The sequence below is a fragment of the Pseudarthrobacter sp. S3 genome (assembly GCF_050156905.1).
In the GTDB taxonomy this organism is placed as follows: Bacteria; Actinomycetota; Actinomycetes; order Actinomycetales; family Micrococcaceae; genus Arthrobacter.
Genome location: NZ_CP189583.1, coordinates 3,824,991 through 3,846,294 on the forward strand (window position 1 = coordinate 3,824,991; position 21,304 = coordinate 3,846,294).

Here is a 21,304-nt window from a genome sequence, read left to right on the forward strand (position 1 = left end):
GCCCCCTTGTCATATCTATGACATGCTTCACCGGCCCTAATACTGTAGAAGTAGAGTCATGCCTTCCATGCCCGAACCGCGCCGTGCCGTCGTGATCGAGGACGATCCGGACATCCGGGGCCTACTTGTGCGGATCCTCGTCAAGCAGGGTTTCGAGGTCACCCAGGCCGAGGCCGGGTTGCCCGGAGTGGAGGAAGTCCGCCGCGCCAAGCCTGATCTGATCACGCTGGACCTGAACCTGCCCGACATGGACGGGCTGGAAGTCTGCAAGCTCCTGCGTGAATTCTCCGATGCGTTCATCGTGATGCTCACCGCCCGCGCCGACGAACTGGATATGCTCACGGGCCTGGACAACGGCGCCGATGACTACATCAGCAAACCGTTCAGCCCGCGCGAACTCCAGTCCAGGATCAACGCCCTGTTCCGCCGTCGGCAGCCGTCCGCGGCGGAGACGGCCGCTGAATCAGCCGCGGCGAGCGAACTGGAACGCGCTACCGAGGTCCAGCAAAGCCTGCTGCCCCAGGAGGACGTCCGGGTGGATGGGTACGACGTCGCCGGCGTATTCCGCCCCTCCCGCAGCGTGGGAGGTGACTTCTACGACTGGTACAGCACGCCCGAGGGCCTGCACCTGACGTTCGCCGATGCCATGGGCAAGGGCATGGGCGCGGCCCTCATCGCGGCCACCGTCCGGGCCGTGATGCGGTCCACCGGGCGGCGCCAGGACCTGCACGCCGCCTTCGCCTCCGCCAGCACCACAATCGCGGCGGACCTGGATTCCTCCAACTCGTTTGTCACCCTCTTCCACGCCCGCCTGGACGCCGCCTCCGGCGTCGTCAGCTATGTCGACGCCGGCCACGGACTGGCGCTGCATGTCACCGCAGAGGGGTCGGCGCGCCGTCTTCCCAGCGGCGGCCCGCCCGTGGGCGCCTGGGCGGGGTCCGTGTGGCCGCAATCCGCCGTTGACCTGGCCCCGGGCGACTCCTTGGTGGTGGTCAGCGACGGCGTACTGGACGTCTTCGACTCGGTGGAGCAGTTCGCCGAGTCAGTACTCGCCGCCGCTAACGACCAGGTTTCCGCGCAATCCGCCTGTGACGCCATCCTGGCGCTGGCGCCTGCTGAAACTGCCGAGGACGATGTCACCGTCGTGGTGGTCCGCCGCCTGTCCGAGCCAGCAACCGCATGACCCGCTTCTGGACCCGCCTGGTAGTGGTTCTGACCGTCGTCCTCGGGCTGAACTACGTGTGCTGGCGCTGGGCGGCGTCGCTGAACTGGGATGCCTGGTGGATTGCGGTGCCCCTGGTGGTGGCCGAGACCTACAGCCTCATCGACGTAATGCTGTTCGGTATGACCGTGTGGCACCTCAAGATCCGAAAGGGAGCACCCGCCCCGCCGCACGATGCCACCGTCGATGTCTTCATCACCACATACAACGAAGACCTGGACATGGTCATGACCACGGCACTGGCGGCCCAAAAGATCCGACACCCGCACAGCACCTGGATTCTTGACGACGGCGCCCGCCCCGAGCTGAAGGCCCTGGCCGAAGAGCACGGGCTGGGTTATGTGACCCGCAGTGACGCCTGGACCGCCAACGTGCCGCGGCACGCCAAGGCCGGCAACTTGAACAACGCCCTGATGGTCACCCACGGTGAATTCCTGCTGATCCTGGACGCGGACCAGATCCCCGAGCCGGACATCCTGGAAAAAACCCTGGGCTATTTCAACAACCGCCGGGTGGCCCTGGTCCAGACGCCGCAGTACTTCAGCAACGTGCCCGCCCACGATCCACTCGGCAGCCAGGCGCCGCTGTTCTACGGCCCCATCCAGCAGGGCAAGGACGGCTGGAACGCGGCGTTCTTCTGCGGCTCCAACGCCATCCTCCGGCGCGAAGCCCTGATGCAGCTGGGCCTGATGGGCTACGTCAAGGAGACCGAAAAAAGCATCCGCCGCGCCCTCACGGCCTCCCGCTCCGCCATCCGCCAGGCGCGCAAATCCGCGGACACCAACACCCCGCTCGTGGCCGAGGTGCTGGACGAGGTGGAGGCAGCCACGCTGGAAGCCCAGGCCCAGCTGGCGGCCGGCGAAGCCATGAGTGAGATCACCTACCGGGTCCGCCGCCGCGTGGATGCGGCCGTGCAGACGCTGGTCCAGGCCGACATGTCCGCTCTGCAGGCCGACCTTGAAGAGATCGCCGCCATGGAACTCGCCCATGTGGGTGCCGCCGGCGTCCCGGTGGTGGCCGACGACGCCGTCCAGCGTATGTCTGCCCGCGACTGGTCGCCGCTGGGCGCGCTGGAATCCGTTCAGGCAGTCCTGGACGCCCTGAACGTGGAGCGGAACGATGAAGCGCAGCCGGTCATGCCACTGGCCACCATCTCCGTCACCGAGGACATGGCCACGGCCATGCGCATCCATGCCATGGGCTGGGAAAGCGTCTACCACCACGAGATCCTGGCCTACGGCCTGGCGCCCGAGGACCTCAAGACCATGCTGACCCAGCGCCTCCGGTGGGCACAGGGAACCATGCAGGTGCTGCTCCGCGAGAACCCGCTGGTGCAGAAAGGCCTGAAGATCGGCCAGCGCCTGATGTACTTCGCCACCATGTGGACCTACCTCAGCGGGTACGCGGCGGTCATCTACTTCGCCGCCCCCATCATCTACCTGCTGCTGGGTGTCCTGCCGGTGTCCAGCCTCAGCTGGGACTTCTTCCTGCGGTTCATCCCGTTTATGGTCGCCAACCAACTGCTGTTCGCGGTGGCCGGCCGCGGAATCCCCACCTGGCGCGGGCAGCAGTACAGCCTCGCGCTGTTCCCCACCTGGATCAAGGCGTGTTCGACGGCGGCCCGGAACGTGTGGTTCGGCCGCCCTCTCGGGTTCGCCGTCACCCCCAAAGCCCGCCAGACCGGCGGCCCCAGCTGGAGCCTCATCCGGCCCCAGATTGTGGTGAGTGTGCTGCTGGCGGTGGCCTCCGTGGTCGGGATTATCCGGTTGGCCACGGGACTGGCCGAGCCGCTTGGCACACTGGTGAACGTGGCCTGGGTTATTTTTGACCTGGTGGTCATGAGCATCCTGGTCCGGGCCGTTTTGTACAAGGGCTACGAACCCGCTGTGGACGTTGATGCAGGAGAGAGGAAATCCGATGGAGTTTAGTTACGAGGTCAAGGATTCGTACGCGGAGGTCAAGGCGGACGGACGGCTGAATATGGTGTCGGCGCCCAAACTGCGCGAATTCGTCACCGACGTGATCGCCGGGGGCTCGTCGCGGATCGTGGTGAACCTGGAGAACACGGCGTTTATGGATTCCTCGGGACTGGGCGCGCTGATCGGCTGCCTGAAGGCCGCCCGCCAGGCCGGCGGAGACCTACGCATCGCGGCCGTTCAGCCGCAGGTGAAGATGGTCCTGGAGCTGACCAGCATGGACCGGGTGCTGACGTCCTACGCCTCGGCTGACGAAGCGTTCGGCAATGACTGATGTCCTGGCCCGGCGGAGTTTCCGGGGATTGTCCACGGCCGAGGCCATCGACTCCGTCCACAACGAGCTGGACAAGCTCTGGGAGGACGCCCCGTTCGTCCAGGCCATGGACCAGATGACCTTCACAACGGCGGTGGTCGAATCTGCGTCCAACATCGTCCAGCACGCGCATCCGGCGGCGGCCAAACCAGTGGAGCTCGGGGTGGACATCAGCGTGCGCTCCACGCAGCTGCAAGCCAGGGTCAGCGCCTACCACGCCAAGCCTCCGTTCGGCCCCCTGGAACCGGGAACGGCCGACGACGACGCGGAGTCCGGCCGCGGCCTTGCGCTCATCGAGGCGCTGGTCACCACCGTGACGTTCGAACGGCAGGACGGCACCAACACATGGGTCCTCACGAGGACATCACAGAGTTAGCTAAGCGGCGATCCAGACGGAAACGGTGGTGCCGCCGCCCGGCGTTTCGCTGATCCGCAGCTCACCCCCGTGGGCCTTGGCGATGCGCCGGCATGTGGCCAGGCCAAGCCCTGACCCGGGACCGTCCCCGGCCCGCTGCAGCCGGACCAGCGGTTCCATTGCGCGCTGCCTGTCTGCCGCTTCGATCCCTTTGCCGTTGTCCGCCACCGACACGGCCGTTCCCGTCTCGCCAGTCACCGCGCTGATGCTGATGTGCAGGGCATGTTCGGGGCTCCGGTAGTTCAGGGAGTTGGCAATGAGGTTCTGAAGCAGGGTCCGTATTTGCGCCCGGTCGGCCACGAGCTCGGCGTCGTCGCAGTGTATGCCGATGGTGCCGCCCAGGGACTGGCCCAGGTCACCGGCAGCCTCGGCGGTGAGGGCAAGCAGCGAGAACCGCTCCCGGAAGAGCTGCCCTCCCACCGTGGAGTAGTCCAGGACGTCCTTCAGGGTGGCCTGCATGCGGCGCCCGCTGCCGGCGATCCGCGAAAAGTATTCAGCGGCGGCGCTCCCTTGCGGAATATCGGGGTCATCCTCGGCAAGCTCGACGTACCCCAGGATGGTGGTCAGCGGAATGCGGAGGTCGTGGCTGACCCGGCCCGCAAAGTCGCCCAGTGCGGTGTTGCTGCGTCGCAGTTCCGCCAGCGCGTCGTTCAGCTGCAGGGTGCGGTGCTGGAGTTCCAGCAGCTCCACAACCTGTTGGGCGAGAACCTCGAGCATCGCAATCTGCGCGGCCTGCGGGCTGGCCGCATCATCGGAGAAAACGCAAAGCGAGCCTAGGACCAAGCCGGAGGCAGTCTGCAGCGGAACCGAAGCATAGAAGCGGACCTTGGCGATCTCGCCCGTGACAAAGGGGTTCCCGGCGAACCTCGGGTCCTGGGAAGCATCGCGGACAACCGTGGTGGTCCTGCGGAGGAAGACCTGGGCGCACATTGAGTCCTCGCGGCTGCAAACCTTGGCGTCCACGCCGAAGGCCGCAATCTGGATTTGCTGGCCCTCGGTAATGACATTGACCACACTGTAGGGAACAGCGCAAAGCCGGGCTGCCAGCTGGACCAGGTTATCCAGCGCCTTGGCGGCTTCTGCGTCGGGGAGCGAGGGGGCTTCGCCAGCCTCTGCGGGCACCAGCCCGTATTCCCTCAAACCGGTTGTCCTGGCCGACTCCGCGGCTTCGTGGCTGTACGTGACTGCGCCGTTCATGCTCTCCTGTCCCCACTGTGATCAGCACTTTCATCAGCGCTGCTACCGGTCCCTCGGCTGATGATATCCGTCCGCCCGGATGCTCCGTCATTCCCAGCTCCGTTCCGCCGCCGTTTTAGCAGCGACAAGTGAGAGAGCAACTGCAATGGTGGGTAGGCTTGAGGGCATGGCTTTTGAAGAAACCCCCGCTGAACGCCGCGAGGTCACCGTCCGCCGGGCACCGAAATATGTGCCGTTCCTCATCCTCGGCGCCCTGGTGGGCGCAGCGGTGGCTGCCGCCGTCGCGTACGGGCTCCCCGGCGACGAATCCTTTGAGCGAGGCTCAGTGTTCGGCTTCTTCCTGATCATGTTCGGCGCCGTCGGCGCGGTGTTGGGCGCCGTGGCGGCCCTGCTGCTGGACCGGCGGAGCGTCAAGCGGCAGAAACGCGCCATCGTCGAAGCTGTCCCGGATTCAGAGCCCGACGACGGCGCGTAGCCCTGGGCATGACACAGCCAGCAGCTCTGCCGCCCGGCCCGCGGTCCGGTCACAATGGCCGCGGCGGAAAAGTCTTACCTCATCTCATGAGATAATCGACCAGTGGCACGCGGCGATGGAAAACTTTCTCATGATCTTCTCCCTGGCGAAAAGGGACCTCAGGACGCTTGTGGCGTTTTCGGGGTCTGGGCGCCAGGTGAAGAAGTAGCAAAACTCACCTATTACGGGCTGTATGCATTGCAGCACCGCGGTCAGGAGTCGGCTGGTATAGCTACCAGTGACGGCAAGCGGATCAACGTCTACAAGGACATGGGGCTAGTTTCCCAGGTCTTCGACGAGACTACGCTGAACACCCTGACCGGGCACCTGGCGGTGGGACACTGCCGCTACTCCACCACCGGAGCCAGCCATTGGGCCAACGCCCAGCCCACCCTCGGCGCCACCAGCACCGGCACGGTTGCCCTGGCGCACAACGGCAACCTGACCAACACGGCCGAACTCAACGCCATGATCCTGGAACGCAACGGCGGCCAGCTCAGCGGCGAAATGAAGCAGGGCAACACCTCGGACACTGCCCTGGTCACAGCACTCCTCGAAGGCGAACCGGGCAAGACCCTCGAACAGACGGCCATGGAGCTGCTGCCGAAGATCAAGGGCGGCTTCTGCTTCGTGTTTATGGACGAAGGCACCCTCTACGCGGCACGCGACACCTACGGCATCCGCCCGCTGGTCCTGGGCCGGCTGGAGCGCGGCTGGGTAGTCGCATCCGAGCAGTCCGCCCTGGCCACCGTGGGCGCCAGCTTCATCCGCGAAATCGAGCCGGGCGAATTCATCGCCATCGACGAGGACGGCGTGCGTTCCAAGCGCTTCGCGGAGGCGACGCCGGCCGGCTGCGTTTTCGAATACGTCTACCTCGCCCGTCCGGACGCCGCCATCGCGGGACGCTCCGTGTACGAGTCCCGTGTTGAGATGGGCCGCCAGCTGGCCCGCGAAAACACCCAGGACGCAGACATCGTCATCCCGGTTCCCGAGTCCGGTACCCCAGCCGCCGTGGGTTACGCCGAGGAATCAGGCATTCCCTTCGCGCACGGCTTCGTCAAGAACTCCTACGTGGGCCGCACGTTCATCCAGCCCTCGCAGACCCTGCGCCAGCTGGGCATCCGGCTAAAGCTGAACGCCCTCGAGTCCGTGATCCGCGGCAAGCGTGTAGTTGTGGTGGATGACTCGATCGTCCGCGGCAACACCCAGCGCGCCATCGTCCGGATGCTCCGCGAGGCCGGCGCCGCGTCCGTCCACATCAAGATTTCCTCCCCGCCGGTCAAATGGCCGTGCTTCTACGGCATCGACTTCGCCTCCCGGGCCGAGCTGATTGCCAACGGCGCCACCATCGAGGAAATCTCCCAGGCCATCGGCGCCGATTCCCTCGCGTACATCTCCGAAGACGGCATGATCAACGCGACCATGCAGCCGCGGGAACGCCTATGCACCGCCTGCTTCACCGGCCAGTACCCCATCACGCTTCCGGGCGCGGACAAACTGGGCAAGAACCTGCTGGAGCGCACGGACCTCGGCGGCCTCACGCCGTCGCCCTCTGCCCTCCCCGGCGCAACGGCCGCACTGACGGTCTCCTCGATTGACGACGAGGAGGCCCCGGCGGAGAAGGCCGGCGCCACCGGCTGCGATCCGGGACCGGACGCCGAGTTCGAGAACCTGCTCACCGAAGAAGACCACGTGCCCGCGATCCACCACGTAGCCACCACCCCCGGCGCTGACAAGAAAGAGTCCGTATGACTTCCGCAACCCCCGCCGCCGGCAACAGCCCGCTGATCCCTGCAGGCATCACCTACGCCTCCGCCGGTGTTGACGTTGAAGCCGGCGACCGCGCCGTGGAACTGATGAAGGGTGCCGTGAAGGCCACCCACAATTCGTCCGTGATCGGCGGTGTGGGCGGCTTCGCCGGCCTGTACGACGTCTCGCGCCTGCTGACTTACAAGCGCCCGCTGCTGGCCACGTCCACCGACGGCGTGGGCACCAAGGTTGCCATCGCCCAGGCCATGGACATCCACGACACCATCGGTTTTGACCTGGTGGGCATGGTGGTTGACGACATCGTTGTGGTGGGCGCCGAGCCGCTCTTTATGACCGACTACATCGCCTGCGGCAAGGTTGTCCCGGAGCGCATCGCGGACATTGTCCGTGGCATCGCCGCGGCCTGCTCCGTCGCCGGTACCGCCCTGGTGGGCGGCGAAACAGCCGAGCACCCCGGCCTGCTGGGCGAGCACGAATACGATGTTGCCGGTGCCGCCACCGGCGTTGTTGAGGCTTCCGACCTGTTGGGCCCGGACCGCGTCCGCGCCGGCGATGTTGTGATCGGCATGGCCTCCTCCGGCCTGCACTCCAACGGCTACTCCCTGGTCCGCCGCGTCATCAACCACGCCGGCTGGGCACTGGACCGCCAGGTCTCCGAACTTGGCCGCACGCTGGGCGAGGAACTGCTGGAACCCACCCGCGTCTACGCTGCAGACTGCCTGGACTTGGCCCGCGCCTTCCCGGTGAACAGCGCCAACGCCGTGCACGGCTTCAGCCACGTCACCGGCGGTGGCCTGGCCGCCAACCTGGCCCGCGTCCTGCCGCAGGGCCTCGTGGCAACCGTGGACCGCGCCACCTGGGAGCTGCCAGCCATCTTCAAGCTGGTCTCCGAGCTGGGCAACGTGCCGCTGGCCGACCTGGAGCGCACCCTGAACCTCGGCGTGGGCATGGTGGCCATCGTGTCCGCCGAAGCTGCCGACGCCGCCGTGGCCCGCCTCAACGACCGCGGCGTGCCGTCCTGGATCATGGGCACCGTCACCGCGGACTCGGATTCCATCCTCAAGACCGGTCCGGACTACGTCCAGGGCGCCAAGGGCGTGGACGGCGGCGCCGTCCGGTTGGTCAACGCGTACGCCTAAACCTCGAGCAGGCTGAACACCCCGCCCTGCGGGTCCTTGAGGGTGGCCGTGGCGCCGGGCGTATCGTCGTCATCCGGCTCCGGTGCGATCAGGACTTCCGCCCCCGCCGCCACGGCCTTCCGCACGGCATCGGCCACGTCGGTGACACCGAAGTAGATTTGCCACCTGGCAGGCGCCTCGGCCGCGACGATCCCGGCCACCTCCGCACCGTTCACCATCAGCGTGCTGTACGTGCCGCCGTCCTCCTGGGGATACTCGGTCACCTCGTGGCCGAACAGCTGCTGGAAGAACCCGACGGCGGCCCGCGGTTCCGGCGTCAGCAGTTCCGTCCAGGACAGTGCACCGGCCTCGTTGTACCGGCCGGAGCCTGTGTGCGTCCCGGGCTGCCACACGCCGGTGGTCCCGCCGCCGGGAGGATCCACAAAAACCATCACGCCGGTGTCCGCCACTTCCTCAGGGCCGAACTGCACTGCACCCCCCGCGTGCGGGACTTCTTCAGCCAGCGCACCTGCATCCTCGGCCGCGAAGTAGATGTTCCATTGGGCATGCGTACCGAGTGATTCCTGGTGCGGTTTCTGCGGGGCCACCACGGCCACGAGGTCCTCCCCCACAAACGCCTGGGCAAAGCTACTGCCATCGGGCGTGGGCAGGTCCTTGAAGGTCCACCCGAACACCGCTGCGTAGAAGGCCTTGGCTGCTTCCACGTCCCGGGTCTGGACATCAGCCCAGCACGGTTCACCGTGGCGGTAGCTGGGGGATGAGGAGTTTCCTGGCATGGGAGGTCCTTTCGCGGGCGGCACAGCGCATCAACGACTCCAGTCAACACCAAAAAGCCCGCCCCCGGCACCGGGTTTCGGCGCAGGCAACGGGCCTGATAACTGAGGCCAGCACCGCGGGTCCGCCTGGATCCGGGTGCTGAAAAGAAGTGCTGTACTCACGAACAAATGCGGCGTCCGAACGTACTGCAGTGTCGCGGCCGGGCGCCTTGCGGCGGGACCGGCGTGCGGCAGCTAGCCGATCCGACGGGTGTCTACCTCGTCGTCGTCTTCTTCCAAATCATCCGCGTACTTATCCACATAAGCCGAATAGTCCGGTTCAACCGGGTCATTCGCGAAATGGCTCGTGGCACGACCATCAGGACCTTTGAGCTCACGCTGAAGGGCCGAATAGTCAGTGTTCGGGGAATAGTACTTAATATCCCGAGCCTGCTTGGTAGCTTTTGCCTTTTGACGGCCGCGCCCCATGGCGTGACCCCCTTTTGTACTCGGACCGGAGGTGGTCACCTTGGCTATCGGTGAGGCCCCGGAATGTTTGGTCAATTTGTCGTAACACCTAGATTACATGCTTTCCGCGCCCGGTGCTGCCTTCCCCATGCGCGTGGACGACATGTCGGGTACCCTTACGGCCGCGATGCGCAGCGTTCCCGGCTTTTTTGTTGGATAGAGTCTCTTCATCAGATGCCGATCCGGTTCACGGTGTGTGCGGCATCCCGAGGCGAAACACAGGAGGGGTATCCGGATGGACAACCAGGAATTACGTTCCGTCCCGCCCAAACCCGGCGCTCCGCCCACCGCGGAGTTGCCGCAGGAGGCGGTCGCGGCACCTGCAACGGAGCCCTCACCCCAGAAGCGCCGGCGGGGCGCGTCAACATTCCTGAAGGCTCTCTTTGTGGCGGTTCTGCTCGGCGTGGCTGGGGGCCTGGTGTGGCTCGCAGTCTGGCTGGATTCCGGGGCGCCCGAGACGTCTGGCGACGGCGGCTCCGGGATCGTGGAAATCCTGCCCACTCCGCTTGCCACCCCGCTCCGGCTCCCCCGTGAGGGTGTGGGGCCGCCGGACTACCGTCTGGGCGACTGTTTCAAGGATTTTGAGCCCGCGGCGTTGCGGTCAACGGTAGTGGCCTGCGATACCGGCCACTCTGCCCAGCTCGTCGCCGTCTTCCGCTACCCCGCCGTCGGCTCCTATCCTGGCCGGGAGGCCCTCGCGGCCAAGGCCCTGGAAGCCTGCCAGGCAGCCAGGCTGGCGCCAGCAGCCAACGAGTACACGTTGAACTTCCAGCGGGCCTACCCCAGTAGCACCAGCTGGGAATCGGGAGACCGGCGCGTGGACTGCTACGTCACCGCCGACGGCGGAAACGTCATCAACGCCAGCGTGCTGCCCTAAAATTGTGGGAATGGTCGTCGTTTTCGGCGTCAAAGACCGGGTTTAGATTCGGGCCGGCCTGCTGCCTCATGTCCCGGCGTAGCTGGCGGCCGGCCGGGCGCGTGGCGCCGTTGGCTTCTCAGCTGGAGGATCCGGGTTGCTCCGGCGATTGCGACGAGAATTCCGCCCGCCACTGCCGCGATGAACAGCGCCATACCCAGAGAAAGCTCGCCGGCAACCCCAAGATAACGCACGGTCACGCGATCCTGGTTCTGCAGAATGAAGATGATCAGCAACACCAAAAGGACCAGCCCTGCGCTGACCGCAACCCAGATCATCCCGGCCCGTGTCACATCCGCTTCCCCGGCCCTGTCCTGAGATGGTTTCCGGGGAGAACGTTTTGGCTTGGAAGGCGCAGGTACCGGACCCGAGGCGGGGCGCGGCCCGGTTGACGGAGTCGACGCTGGATCAGCAGCCACGTTTTTTCATCCCCTATACCCGAAGCAATCCGTCCGTGCCGGACGGATATATCACAGGGTACTCCTCCACCAGGCCCGCGTCCCCTCCCGGTATTGGCCCGGCAGGGCTCAGAGGCTGTCCTGGCAAACGTCAGGGGTGCCGTCCTGGTCGGTTTACCCAGGACGAGCGCCAGGCTGAAACAGTGAGCCGGAGCCCTATTCCTTCCTCCGCACCACCAGTCCTGAGCCGGCGGGAGCACCGCCGTCGGGCCCTGCGAGCGACTCCAGCCCTTCGACGGTGAGTTCGTCGACGTCGGCCGCGGTGTCCACGAGCACGGTGTCACCGTCCGTGATGTCGCCGGACAGGATGGCCCTGGCCAGTCGGTCGCCGATCTCGCGCTGGACGAGCCGGCGCAGCGGCCGGGCACCGTACGCGGAGTCGAAGCCGGACATGGCCAGCCAGGCCCGGGCGCCGTCGGTCACCTCGAGGGTCAGGCGGCGCTCGTACAGACGCCTGCCGAGCTCTGCCACCTGCAGTTCCACGATCTCTGCCAGCTCCTCTACGGTCAGGGCTTCAAACAGCACAATCTCGTCCAGCCGGTTCAGAAACTCGGGCTTGAAGGACGCGTTGACCGTGGTCATGACCGCGGCGCGCTTGGCCTGTGCATCCAGAGACTGGTCCACCAGGAACTGGCTGCCAAGGTTGGACGTCAGCACCAGGATGGCGTTGCGGAAGTCCACGGTACGGCCCTGGCCATCAGTGAGGCGGCCGTCGTCGAGCACCTGCAAGAGGATGTCAAAGACCTCCGGATGTGCCTTTTCCACCTCATCCAGCAGGACAACGGAGTACGGACGACGGCGGACGGCCTCGGTCAGCTGGCCGCCCTCCTCATAGCCGACGTACCCCGGAGGGGCGCCCACCAGCCGCGCCACCGAGTGCTTCTCGCCGTACTCGGACATGTCGATCCGCACCATGGCGCGTTCGTCGTCGAACAGGAAATCCGCGAGTGCCTTGGCCAGCTCGGTCTTGCCCACGCCCGTGGGCCCCAGGAACAGGAACGAACCCGTGGGACGATTGGGATCGCTGATACCGGCCCGCGCACGGCGGACGGCATCCGAGACCGCGGCCACAGCCTTGGACTGGCCGATCAGGCGCTTACCCAGCTCCTGCTCCATGTGGAGCAGCTTCTGGCTCTCGCCCTGCAGCATGCGCCCGGCAGGAATGCCGGTCCACGCGGAAATGACCTCAGCGATGTCGTCGGCGGTGACCCCGTCAGCCACCATCTGGGCAGGCTTTTCCGTCACGGCTTCTTCGGCCGCGGCGGCCGCGTTCAGCTCCCGCTCCACCTCCGGAATCTCGCCGTACAGGATCCGCGACGCAGTCTCCAGATCGCCTTCGCGCGCGGCCTTGTCGTAGGTGGAGCGGAGCTCATCGAGCTTCGCCTTCAGGTCGCCCACACGGTTGAGTCCGGCCCTTTCGGCTGCCCAGCGGGCATTCAGCGCGTCCAGCTCTTCACTCTTGTCCGCTTTGTCCGCGCGGAGAGCCGCCAGGCGCTCCACGGACGCCGCATCCTTCTCGTTCGCGAGCGCCAGTTCCTCCATGGTGAGCCGGTCCACGGCACGGCGCAGTTGATCGATCTCCTCCGGCGCGGAGTCGATCTCCATCCGCAGCCGCGAGGCGGCCTCGTCCACCAGGTCAATGGCCTTGTCCGGCAGCTGACGGCCGGAAATGTAGCGGTTGGACAGGGTGGCGGCGGCCACCAGCGCGGAGTCTGCGATGGTGACCTTGTGGTGAGCCTCGTAGCGCTCCTTGAGGCCGCGGAGAATACCGATGGTGTCTTCCACACTGGGCTCGCCCACGTACACCTGCTGGAACCGGCGCTCCAGGGCCGGGTCCTTCTCGATGTTCTCGCGGTACTCATCCAGCGTGGTGGCGCCGATCAGCCGCAGCTCCCCGCGGGCCAGCATGGGCTTGAGCATGTTGCCCGCATCCATCGAGGACTCCCCCGTGGCACCAGCACCCACCACCGTGTGAATCTCGTCGATGAAGGTGACAATCTGGCCGTCCGAATTCTTGATCTCCTCCAGCACGGCCTTGAGGCGCTCCTCGAACTCGCCGCGGTACTTCGCCCCGGCCACCATGGAGGCGAGGTCCAGGGCAATCAGCGTCTTGCCCCGCAGACTTTCCGGGACATCGCCCGCTACGATCCGCTGGGCGAGCCCTTCGACGACGGCGGTCTTGCCCACGCCGGGCTCACCGATGATGACGGGGTTGTTTTTGGTGCGGCGGCTCAGCACCTGGATGATGCGCCGGATCTCGGTGTCGCGCCCGATCACCGGGTCCAGCTTGCCCGCACGCGCCATCGCGGTGAGGTCCGTGCCGAACCGTTCCAGCGACTGGAACGTGTTTTCCGGGTCCGGGGTGGTGACCTTACGGTCGCCGCGGACACCCGGCAGGGCGGCGAGCAGCGCTTCATGGGAGGCGCCGGCGTCGCGCATTAACCGCCCGACGGCGTCACTCCCGGCAGAGAGCCCCAGCAGCAGCACTTCGGTGGAGACATAGGTATCGCCCAGCCTGTCGGCCTCGTTTTTGGCGTTCTGGATGGCCTGCAGCGCGGGCCGGGACAGCTGGGCCTGCTGCGTGGAGCCGCCCGAAGTTGCCGGCAGCGCCTTGATGGCGCCGCTCGCCTGCACGCTGACAGCATCCGGGTCTGCGCCCGTAGCCCGGAGAAGCGCGACGGCGACGCCCTCCCTCTGATCCATCAGGGCTTTGAGCAGGTGGGCGGGTTCCACCTGGGGATTTCCTGCCGTGGAGGCGTTCATGGCTGCTGCCGAAAGAGCCTCCTGGCTCTTGGTGGTGAATTTGACGTCCAAAGAGAGCTCCTTCCGGGTATACGCATGTGCGCTAAGTTGAGTCTACTACGCTCAACTTTGAGGATGTGCCCTCTACGCCCCATGTTTGCCGACGGCGAACTCCCTGTCCAGAGCTGCCCGCCACCGGCAGGAGATCGATTCCCGGCACCCTCCCGCAGTTGCCCAGGCCCGCCAGCAGCGCAAGTACCCGCGTGGATTCCCGCCCCTTCAGCCCGGGTAGATGGCGACGGCGCCCGCCTTGATCACGAAGTACACCTGCATGCCCGGTGCCAACCCGAGATCGACAGACGCCGCCGGGGTGATGTCCGCGCTCAGCTGCCCGGCCTCCCCGGCGCGGAGCCGGATCCCGTCCCCGTGCGGCTCCAGGTCGGTGATGGTCACGGCAAAGGAGTTCCGCGGACTGCCATGCGCCTCGCTGGGGAAAACGGAAACGGCCGACGGCGGGAAAACAGCCACGCCCGGCTGCCCGGTGGGGAGCGGGGCGGCTGAGTCGTGGTGTCCATAGAGGTTGAGGCCGCCAGCCTGGAGACCGTGTTCGGTGATGTGGCCGGCCACAAAGTTGAGCCCGGCAAGCCCGGCCGCGAACCGGCTGCGCGGGCGCTGGAGGACTTCGCGGGTTGGGCCTTCCTCGCTGATGCGCCCGTCTTCGAGGATGACCACACGGTCGGCCAGCATCAGGGCATCGAGGACGTCATGCGTGATAATGATGGCGCGGCGGCCAGCCAGCACGCGTTTAAGCAGGCGCCGCAGAAGCGGCGCGGCGTGGATATCAAGGGCCGCCATCGGTTCATCCAGGAGCAGGAGCCCGGGGTCCGCGGCAAGCGCCCGGGCCACGGCAACGCGCTGCGCCTGGCCGCCGGAGAGCTCGGCCGGGCGCCGCGCCTGCAGGTCCGTCGCCTCGACCTCCCCGAGCCACCTCAGGGCGGTCTCCCGGGCGGCCTGCTTTGAAGCCCCCGCACTCCGGGGCCCAAAGGCCACGTTCTCCAGCACGCTCAGGTGCGGGAACAGCAGCGGTTCCTGGGCCAGGAGGGCCGTGCCGCGCCGGTGGGGAGCCGTCCACCGGCCGCGGCCGGCGTTGAGGTTAAACAGGGTCCTGCCGTCCAGTTCGGCAGAGCCCGAGTCCGGGTAGAGCAGGCCCGCGATGACGTTCAGCAGCGTGGATTTGCCCGCGCCGTTGGCCCCCATAACGGCCACCGTTTCGGCCGCGCCCAGCTCGAGGGAGACGTCGAACCCGCGGCCAGCCACGGCGGCCTGAACCGAGAACGTCACCGGACCGCACCGCCCGCCGCGGCCGCCGTCGTCGTACGTGCGCCGCTGGGTGCGGACGCCCATTGAGCGGCGCGGGGGCTGCGGTACGCGAGTGCCACCACGGCCACCGCCACGGCTACGAGGACCAGGGAAAGCGCGACGGCGGCATCGGCGTCCGTTTCCCGCTGCAGGTAGATTTCCAACGGCAGGGTCCGGGTCACCCCCTGCAGGCTGCCGGCGAACGTGAGAGTGGCACCGAATTCGCCCAGGCTGCGGGCGAAGGACAGCACCGCGCCGGACGCGAGTCCCGGCAACACGAGCGGGAGGGTGACCCTGCGGAGCACCGTGGTGGGGCCGGCGCCGAGCGTCGCGGCCACCGCCTCGTACCGGTTCCCGGCGGTCCGCAAGGCACCTTCGAGGCTGACCACCAGGAACGGCAGTGCCACAAACGTCTGGGCCAGGATGACCGCCGTCGTCGAAAAAGCGATCTGCAGGCCTGCCACTTCCAACGTCCGGCCCAGCAGCCCCTGCCGCCCGAAGGTGTAAAGCAGCGCAATGCCGCCCACCACCGGCGGAAGGACCAGCGGGAGCAGGACCAATGAGCGGAGGAAGCGCTGGCCGGGGAAGCTGCCGCGGGCCAGGACCAGGGCGAGCGGAATGCCCAGGACGATGCACAGGACGGTGCTGGCCGCGGATGTGCGCAGGCTCAGCCCAAGGGCCTGCAGCGAGGCTTCCGACGTGATCAGCGGGATGAACTGGGCCCAGTTGACTTTGGCCACCATGGCCGCCAGCGGCAGCACCACGAACAGGCCGCCGGCGGCCGCGAGGACGTAAATCCAGCGCGGCACACCGCCGTACCCGCTGTTCCTGGCCTGTTTCATGGTCTCCTTGTGGGCGGTTTACTTACGGGGCCCGAAGCCGGCCGTGGTGAGGGTTTTCTGCCCGTCGGCGCCGGTCACCATGGCGATGAAGGCTGCCGCCAGTTCCTTGTTCCGGCTCGAGCCTACTGTGGCGATGGGATAGGTATTGACAGCCTTGCCGGATTCGTCGAACGGGATTCCCATAACCTTGTCGCCGGCGCCTTTGACGTCGGTGACGTAGACCAGCCCGGCGTCGGCCTCGCCCGAGGTGACCTTGCCCAGGACGTCTGTCACCGATGACTCCTCGCTGACCGGAGCGAGGGTCACGCCCGCGGCCTTTTCCACGGTATCCGCTGCGGCCCCGCACGGAACCTGGCTGGCACAAACAACCACCTTGACGCCCGGCCTGGCGAGGTCGGCGAAGGACGCGATCAACGCCGGATTGGACGGCGGGACGGCGATCTCCAGGACGTTGGTGGCGAAGTTCTTCGCGGCCCCGTCCAGGAGCTTGGCATCGGCCAGTTTGGTCATGTTCTTGGTGTCGGCGGAGGCAAAAACATCGGCCGGTGCGCCCTGGGTGATCTGGGTGACCAGGTCCGAGGAGCCGGCGAAGCTCAACACGATCTTGGTGCCGGGGTTCTTCGCCTCGAAGTCGCTGGCCAGCTGGGTGAACGTGGCCTTGAGCGACGCGGCCGCGAAGACGGTGATCGTCCCGGACACCTGGCCGGTGGCGCCCAGGGACTGCGGGGCGGCGGGCTGCGAGGCCGTGGGCGTCGTGGAAGCGGGTGCGCACGCGGCCAGGCCCAGCATGAGGGCGGCCGTGATGACGACGGTTCTGGCGTGTGTGCGGGTGCTCAAATGATGCTCTTTCCATGCGGGGTTTCGATGATGACTGTTGTTGCCTTGACCACCGCGGTAGCCACGGAGCCCAGTTCCAGGCCCAGGTCGCGGACGGCTTCGCTGCTCATCAGCGAAACCACCCGGAACGGCCCGCACTGGAGTTCCACCTGTGCCATGACTTTGTCCGCAGTGATCCCCGTGACCAGGCCAACAAACCTGTTGCGGGCCGAACTTCCTGAACGGTGCGGGTCCTCGGGAAGCTGCGCAAGCTTCTGGGCATGCCTTGCCAGTTCCAGTCCGTCGACGGCCAGCCGGCCGGCGTCGTCCTTCACCGGGGTGAGGCTGCCGTTCTCTGTCCAGCGCCGGACAGTGTCGTCACTGACGCCGAGGAACCGGGCTGCTTCGGATACGCGAATAGTGGGCATTTCATGATCTTAGTCCGCATTTGCGGGTTTCCTTAGTAATTTTCGCCGTGAATCAGAATATGAAGCCTACGCCGGTTTCGCTCCCGCTCGAGGGTTCACTAGGGCTGCCTATGGAAGGTGCCGGGCCGAAGTCCTACGCTACGGACGGGAACACTCCCTCGCCATTGCCGTCCGTGCCGGCGGCCACTCAGTGGCCGGAATGTCCATGAACAACGACGGTCTGGTAATCGATGTCCGGCCCATGAAGTCAATCGACGTGGACCCGGAATCCGGCATCGTCACAGCCGGGGCGGGCGCCACTTGGGGCGAGTTCGACCGCGCCACCCAGGAGCACGCCCTGGCCGTCACCGGCGGGCGGGCCTCCACCACCGGCGTCGCCGGCTTCACCCTGGGCGGCGGATCCGGGTGGCTGGAGCGCTCCTTCGGGTTCGCGTGCGACAGTCTTGTCTCCGTGGACCTGGTGACGGCCGACGGCGAGCGCGTCACCGCCAGCGCCCGGGAAAACCCCGAACTCTTCTGGGCCCTCCATGGCGGAGGCGGCAATTTCGGAGTTCCCACATCTTTCACGTTCCAGGCACACCGGCTCGGCCCGGTGGTCCACGCAGGGATATGGCTGTGGCCCGGCGAAGAGGTCATGGACGTCTCCCTCGCGTACCGGGACCTGGCCCTCGCAGCACCCGATGGCGTCGGATTGGGGCTGTTGTACATGACCGCTCCGCCGGAGCCGTTTGTGCCTGAGCATCTGGTGGGAAAAAATGGCCGTCGCCATTGGCTACGTCTACGCGGGTGAGCCCGAGGAGGGCTTCGAGCACGCGCGGCCGTTCCGCGAGCTCGGGCCTGCAGTGGACCTCGTGGCCGACACCCCGTACGCCGAATTCCAGTCCTCCCTGGATGATCCGCCGGACCATTACAACTACTGGAGCGCCGACTACCACGACGAACTTCCCGATGCAGCTCTAGACCTCTTGTTGAGTCGGCCCGCAACCTCCCCGACGCCACGTCCCAGCAGCTCATCGCCCGGTGGGGCGGCGCCGTCGGCGGGAACGCGGGGCAGCCACGCCCCTGATCAACCGGAACGCGGCCTGGGTAAGCCATCCCTACGGCATCTCGCCAACACCCGAGGAAGGCCAGCTGGCCAAGGCCTGGGTGAAGGACTTCCGCGGCAAGATTGCGCCCTATGCCACGGGCGGGGTGTGGCTCAATTTCATCGGCAACGAAGGCCAGGAGCGCACCCGTGCCGCGTTCGGCAACGGGAACTACGCGCGGCTGGCCCTGGTCAAGCGGGACGTCGATCCCCAGAACATCTTCCAGGGAAACCAGAACATCCTGCCGGCCGGCTCCTGACCGGTTCCGCGGAGCGCCGCACTAGACTTCCTCCATGGCGATTTACCTGGATCCGCCGCTGTGGCCGGCCCACGGCACGCATTTTTCGCACCTGATCTCGGACACCTCACTGGCTGAGCTGCACGCCTTCGCCGCTGCAGCGGGCATAGCGGACCGGGCGTTCGACGGCGACCACTACGACGTCGCCGAGCGCCGGTTCGACGACCTCGTCGCCGCGGGCGCCGTCCCGGTTGAGGCCCGGATCCTTGTCCGCAAACTCATCGCCAGCGGGCTGCGCATCCCGGCCCGGCAGCGCAACAAGTCCCTCAAGGTGCCGCTGCTGAACCGCTGGGAAGCCATCATGCCCGGCCACGATGCCCTCTTCTTGGACCTGCTGGACCGCTGGAGCGAGGACCATCGCCGGTATCACGGCTGCACGCACCTGCTGGCAGTTCTGGAGGCCTTGGACCTGCTGGCCCACCTTGCCGATCCGCCGCGGACAGTGCTGCTCGCAGCCTGGTTCCACGATGCCGTCTACCGCGGAGTCGCCGGCCAGGACGAGGAGGAATCGGCCCGGCTCGCCGAGGAGCGCCTCGCGGATGCGGGGCTCCCTCCGTCCGAGATCGACGAGGTGGCGCGGCTAGTGCGGCTGACGTCGGACCACCGCCCGGAACCAGGGGACGACGACGGCGCCCTCCTCTGCGACGCGGACCTGTCAGTCCTCGGCGGCGAACCTGAGCCCTACGCCCGGTATGTGGCCGCCGTCCGGGAAGACTACGCGCACATCGGCGACGCCGACTTCGCAGCCGGCCGCGCCGCCGTCGTACGTCACCTGCTGGGCCTGGACCCGCTCTTCCACAGCGAGCGCGCACGGGAACTATGGCTTGATGCGGCCCTCCGGAACCTGCAGGGCGAACTGGCCTGATGGGCACCGCCTCAATCTACGACTCTGACCTGACCCACCATGCCCATGAAGTCATGCAGTGCGCAGATGTATTTGTAGGTGCCAGCCTTGGTGAACTTGACCGTGAAAGTCGAGCCCGGGGCAGGTGCCGGGGGCATGATTCCCGAGTTGAGATCGCCGCCGCTGAAATCACCTGGAGTGCCTGAAAGGACAAAAATGTTCGCCGGTTCAGTGCCGAACGTGACCGTGTGCGGTGCACCCATTCCGGTGTTGCTGAACACCACTTCATCTCCCACGTGCACTGTCACCTTCGGCCGGACGAAGCGCATGACCATCGCAATACCGTCGTCGCCGCCTGCCAGCACCAGGTGGTTACTGGCCTGCCTGGCCAAGGAGGCGTCCAGTTGGCGTCCGTCCCGGAGGATGGAACGCTCCTGCGCCCTTGACGATTTATCGTAGTCCGCCTGGGTATGGGGGTATGCCGATCCTTCTTCCTGGACGTGAACAGTCCCCTTCATCGCCATGCCGTGAACCAGGCACCAGTACGTGAAGTCGCCTTCCTGAGGGAACGTCAGGGTGTAGCTTGTCGCGACAGGAAAACCGGGGACCGCAACGTTGGACAAAAGACCCGAGTTGTAATAGGAGGTCCCGTCGTAGCTGTGGGGATCCGGACGCGGACCCTGAGGAAACAATTCAGCGGAATTGGACGGATCGAATGGCTGCGTGGACTCAAGCGATTGGTCCTGAGCCAGGAACGTCACCGTGTGGATCTCGGCGGCGTTCGCCTGCCAGTTGATGGTGTCGCCCTCATTGACAACAATGTCCGAGGGCAGGAAAGCCATGCCTTGGATTTCGTGGTCGCTGGACTCGGAACCGACTTGCACCGTCCAGGAGCGGGGGGTCCAGGTGGATGCGCCGGCAGGCCCGACGGCGGCCGCTGGCACAGCAAGGGCAACGGCGGCTGCAAGGATTAACGGTAGTTTGCGGAATCTGGTGTGAATGCCCTGAATATGTTTCATCGCATTGCTCTCTTTTTGAACCGTGTTCGGCCATAGCTGGCCGATAGGTCACTGTGACCGGTTCACCCCAGCCGGGAGAACTCCCAAACTGGTCACTGTTGCTCGGCGCAGGGAACCAGTCCTCGCGCCGGAAATGCACCCCCAGATGGTGCGCGGCGGGTTTCAATATTGATCCCGGCGCCATCACTTTCGCGTATTAATGGCGAAATCGCGGAGGCGGGACGCAGTTATTACCATCCTCCTCCGCCAACATTTTGTCGAGGTCAGCGGTAGCCGGTCACGAACGGCCTGTTGGTGGGCACGATCTGCTTTCCCAACGGCATGAGGCACACAGGGATGAGCTTGAGGTTGGCGATGGCCAGCGGGATGCCGATAATGGTGACCGCCATGGCAAAGGCCGTAACCACGTGGCCGATCGCGATCCAGATGCCGGCCACCACCAGCCAGATGACATTCCCCAGGAGCGAGAACACACCCGTTCCGCCCGGTTTGTCCACCACCATGCGCCCGAACGGCCAGAGCGTGTATGCCGCAATCCGGAACGACGCGATGCCCCACGGAATGGTGACGATCAGCAGGCAGCAAATGATGCCCGCCAGGAAGTAGCCCAGGGCAAGCCAAAGTCCGCCGAATACCAGCCAGATGATGTTGAGCAGAGTCTTCATCTG

General features: G+C 66.2%; 22 protein-coding genes. 11 read left to right on the forward strand and 11 right to left on the reverse strand.

All coding sequences use genetic code 11. The features are described from left to right. Window positions 1–58 precede the first annotated feature (58 nt). The 4 genes from ACQCSV_RS18405 to ACQCSV_RS18420 are packed head-to-tail and all read left to right on the forward strand — an operon-like array spanning window position 59 to window position 3,887. Window positions 59–1,183: a SpoIIE family protein phosphatase gene (locus tag ACQCSV_RS18405; protein ID WP_354155074.1), complete on the forward strand. Its 1,125-nt coding sequence runs from the start codon at window positions 59–61 to the stop codon at window positions 1,181–1,183. Then, window positions 1,180–3,150, forward strand: a complete 1,971-nt coding sequence (locus ACQCSV_RS18410; RefSeq protein WP_354155075.1) for a glycosyltransferase family 2 protein — start codon at window positions 1,180–1,182, stop codon at window positions 3,148–3,150. Before ACQCSV_RS18405 ends, ACQCSV_RS18410 begins: the two co-directional genes overlap by 4 nt. After that, window positions 3,140–3,472, forward strand: a complete 333-nt coding sequence (locus ACQCSV_RS18415; RefSeq protein WP_185261765.1) for an STAS domain-containing protein — start codon at window positions 3,140–3,142, stop codon at window positions 3,470–3,472. The genes ACQCSV_RS18410 and ACQCSV_RS18415 overlap by 11 nt, the downstream gene beginning before the upstream one ends. After that, window positions 3,465–3,887, forward strand: coding sequence for an ATP-binding protein (locus ACQCSV_RS18420; RefSeq protein WP_354155076.1), 423 nt, complete (start codon window positions 3,465–3,467; stop codon window positions 3,885–3,887). The genes ACQCSV_RS18415 and ACQCSV_RS18420 overlap by 8 nt, the downstream gene beginning before the upstream one ends. Here ACQCSV_RS18420 and ACQCSV_RS18425 read toward each other — a convergent pair whose 3' ends face one another. Further along, window positions 3,888–5,123: a GAF domain-containing sensor histidine kinase gene (locus ACQCSV_RS18425; RefSeq protein WP_354224482.1), complete on the reverse strand. Its 1,236-nt coding sequence runs from the start codon at window positions 5,121–5,123 to the stop codon at window positions 3,888–3,890. A 166-nt stretch (window positions 5,124–5,289) separates the two neighbouring features. On the opposite strand from ACQCSV_RS18425, the gene ACQCSV_RS18430 reads away from it, so the two are divergent. The 3 genes from ACQCSV_RS18430 (at window position 5,290) to purM (ending at window position 8,546) form a co-directional block, all read left to right on the forward strand. Continuing rightward, the gene (locus tag ACQCSV_RS18430) at window positions 5,290–5,598 is read left to right on the forward strand and encodes a hypothetical protein (protein ID WP_354155078.1); all 309 of its coding nucleotides are present in this window, start codon (window positions 5,290–5,292) and stop codon (window positions 5,596–5,598) included. Between the two features lie 102 nt (window positions 5,599–5,700). Next, the gene (gene purF / locus ACQCSV_RS18435; RefSeq protein WP_354155079.1) at window positions 5,701–7,389 is read left to right on the forward strand and encodes an amidophosphoribosyltransferase; all 1,689 of its coding nucleotides are present in this window, start codon (window positions 5,701–5,703) and stop codon (window positions 7,387–7,389) included. Further along, complete coding sequence (purM, locus tag ACQCSV_RS18440) at window positions 7,386–8,546, forward strand: phosphoribosylformylglycinamidine cyclo-ligase (protein WP_354155080.1); 1,161 nt, start codon at window positions 7,386–7,388, stop codon at window positions 8,544–8,546. The genes purF and purM overlap by 4 nt, the downstream gene beginning before the upstream one ends. Here the strand turns inward: purM and ACQCSV_RS18445 are convergent. Both ACQCSV_RS18445 and ACQCSV_RS18450 read right to left on the reverse strand, forming a co-directional pair. Then, window positions 8,543–9,322 (reverse strand): VOC family protein, encoded by a 780-nt coding sequence (locus tag ACQCSV_RS18445; RefSeq protein ID WP_426938927.1) that lies wholly within the window; start codon window positions 9,320–9,322, stop codon window positions 8,543–8,545. The genes purM and ACQCSV_RS18445 overlap by 4 nt on opposite strands. 234 nt (window positions 9,323–9,556) lie before the next feature. Further along, entirely contained in the window at window positions 9,557–9,790 is a 234-nt protein-coding gene (locus ACQCSV_RS18450; RefSeq protein WP_185263854.1) for a DUF3073 domain-containing protein, read from the reverse strand. 274 nt (window positions 9,791–10,064) lie between these two features. Between ACQCSV_RS18450 and ACQCSV_RS18455 the strand changes: the two genes are divergently transcribed. After that, window positions 10,065–10,706, forward strand: coding sequence for a septum formation family protein (locus tag ACQCSV_RS18455; protein ID WP_426938928.1), 642 nt, complete (start codon window positions 10,065–10,067; stop codon window positions 10,704–10,706). 29 nt (window positions 10,707–10,735) lie between these two features. On the opposite strand, the gene ACQCSV_RS18460 is transcribed toward ACQCSV_RS18455, so the two are convergent. The 6 genes from ACQCSV_RS18460 to ACQCSV_RS18485 all read right to left on the reverse strand — a co-directional run bounded on the left by ACQCSV_RS18460 (window position 10,736) and on the right by ACQCSV_RS18485 (window position 17,390). Beyond that, window positions 10,736–11,023 carry a LapA family protein gene (locus tag ACQCSV_RS18460; RefSeq protein ID WP_426938929.1) on the reverse strand — a complete coding sequence of 96 codons (288 nt, stop codon included), beginning with the start codon at window positions 11,021–11,023 and terminating at the stop codon, window positions 10,736–10,738. A 336-nt stretch (window positions 11,024–11,359) separates the two neighbouring features. Further along, window positions 11,360–14,017, reverse strand: coding sequence for an ATP-dependent chaperone ClpB (clpB, locus tag ACQCSV_RS18465; protein ID WP_426938930.1), 2,658 nt, complete (start codon window positions 14,015–14,017; stop codon window positions 11,360–11,362). 207 nt (window positions 14,018–14,224) lie between these two features. Beyond that, a complete protein-coding gene (locus ACQCSV_RS18470) occupies window positions 14,225–15,286 on the reverse strand; it encodes an ABC transporter ATP-binding protein (RefSeq protein ID WP_354155182.1) in 1,062 nt (353 codons plus the stop codon). Beyond that, a complete protein-coding gene (locus ACQCSV_RS18475; protein WP_354155085.1) occupies window positions 15,283–16,146 on the reverse strand; it encodes an ABC transporter permease in 864 nt (287 codons plus the stop codon). The genes ACQCSV_RS18470 and ACQCSV_RS18475 overlap by 4 nt, the downstream gene beginning before the upstream one ends. A gap of 18 nt (window positions 16,147–16,164) precedes the next feature. Continuing rightward, the gene (modA, locus tag ACQCSV_RS18480) at window positions 16,165–16,935 is read right to left on the reverse strand and encodes a molybdate ABC transporter substrate-binding protein (protein WP_354155183.1); all 771 of its coding nucleotides are present in this window, start codon (window positions 16,933–16,935) and stop codon (window positions 16,165–16,167) included. A gap of 44 nt (window positions 16,936–16,979) precedes the next feature. After that, window positions 16,980–17,390, reverse strand: coding sequence for a TOBE domain-containing protein (locus ACQCSV_RS18485; RefSeq protein ID WP_056341185.1), 411 nt, complete (start codon window positions 17,388–17,390; stop codon window positions 16,980–16,982). 163 nt (window positions 17,391–17,553) lie between these two features. Between ACQCSV_RS18485 and ACQCSV_RS18490 the strand changes: the two genes are divergently transcribed. From ACQCSV_RS18490 to ACQCSV_RS18500, 3 genes are all read left to right on the forward strand, one after another. After that, a complete protein-coding gene (locus ACQCSV_RS18490; RefSeq protein WP_354224491.1) occupies window positions 17,554–18,180 on the forward strand; it encodes an FAD-binding oxidoreductase in 627 nt (208 codons plus the stop codon). Between the two features lie 230 nt (window positions 18,181–18,410). Then, window positions 18,411–18,734 carry a BBE domain-containing protein gene (locus tag ACQCSV_RS18495; protein ID WP_354155086.1) on the forward strand — a complete coding sequence of 108 codons (324 nt, stop codon included), beginning with the start codon at window positions 18,411–18,413 and terminating at the stop codon, window positions 18,732–18,734. A gap of 34 nt (window positions 18,735–18,768) precedes the next feature. After that, window positions 18,769–19,638, forward strand: a complete 870-nt coding sequence (locus ACQCSV_RS18500; RefSeq protein WP_426938931.1) for a DUF4031 domain-containing protein — start codon at window positions 18,769–18,771, stop codon at window positions 19,636–19,638. 11 nt (window positions 19,639–19,649) lie between these two features. Here ACQCSV_RS18500 and ACQCSV_RS18505 read toward each other — a convergent pair whose 3' ends face one another. Together ACQCSV_RS18505 and ACQCSV_RS18510 are read right to left on the reverse strand one after the other, a co-directional pair. Further along, window positions 19,650–20,636: a plastocyanin/azurin family copper-binding protein gene (locus ACQCSV_RS18505; protein ID WP_354155088.1), complete on the reverse strand. Its 987-nt coding sequence runs from the start codon at window positions 20,634–20,636 to the stop codon at window positions 19,650–19,652. A 263-nt stretch (window positions 20,637–20,899) separates the two neighbouring features. Next, a complete protein-coding gene (locus tag ACQCSV_RS18510) occupies window positions 20,900–21,301 on the reverse strand; it encodes a YccF domain-containing protein (RefSeq protein ID WP_354155089.1) in 402 nt (133 codons plus the stop codon). Window positions 21,302–21,304: the final 3 nt, after the last annotated feature.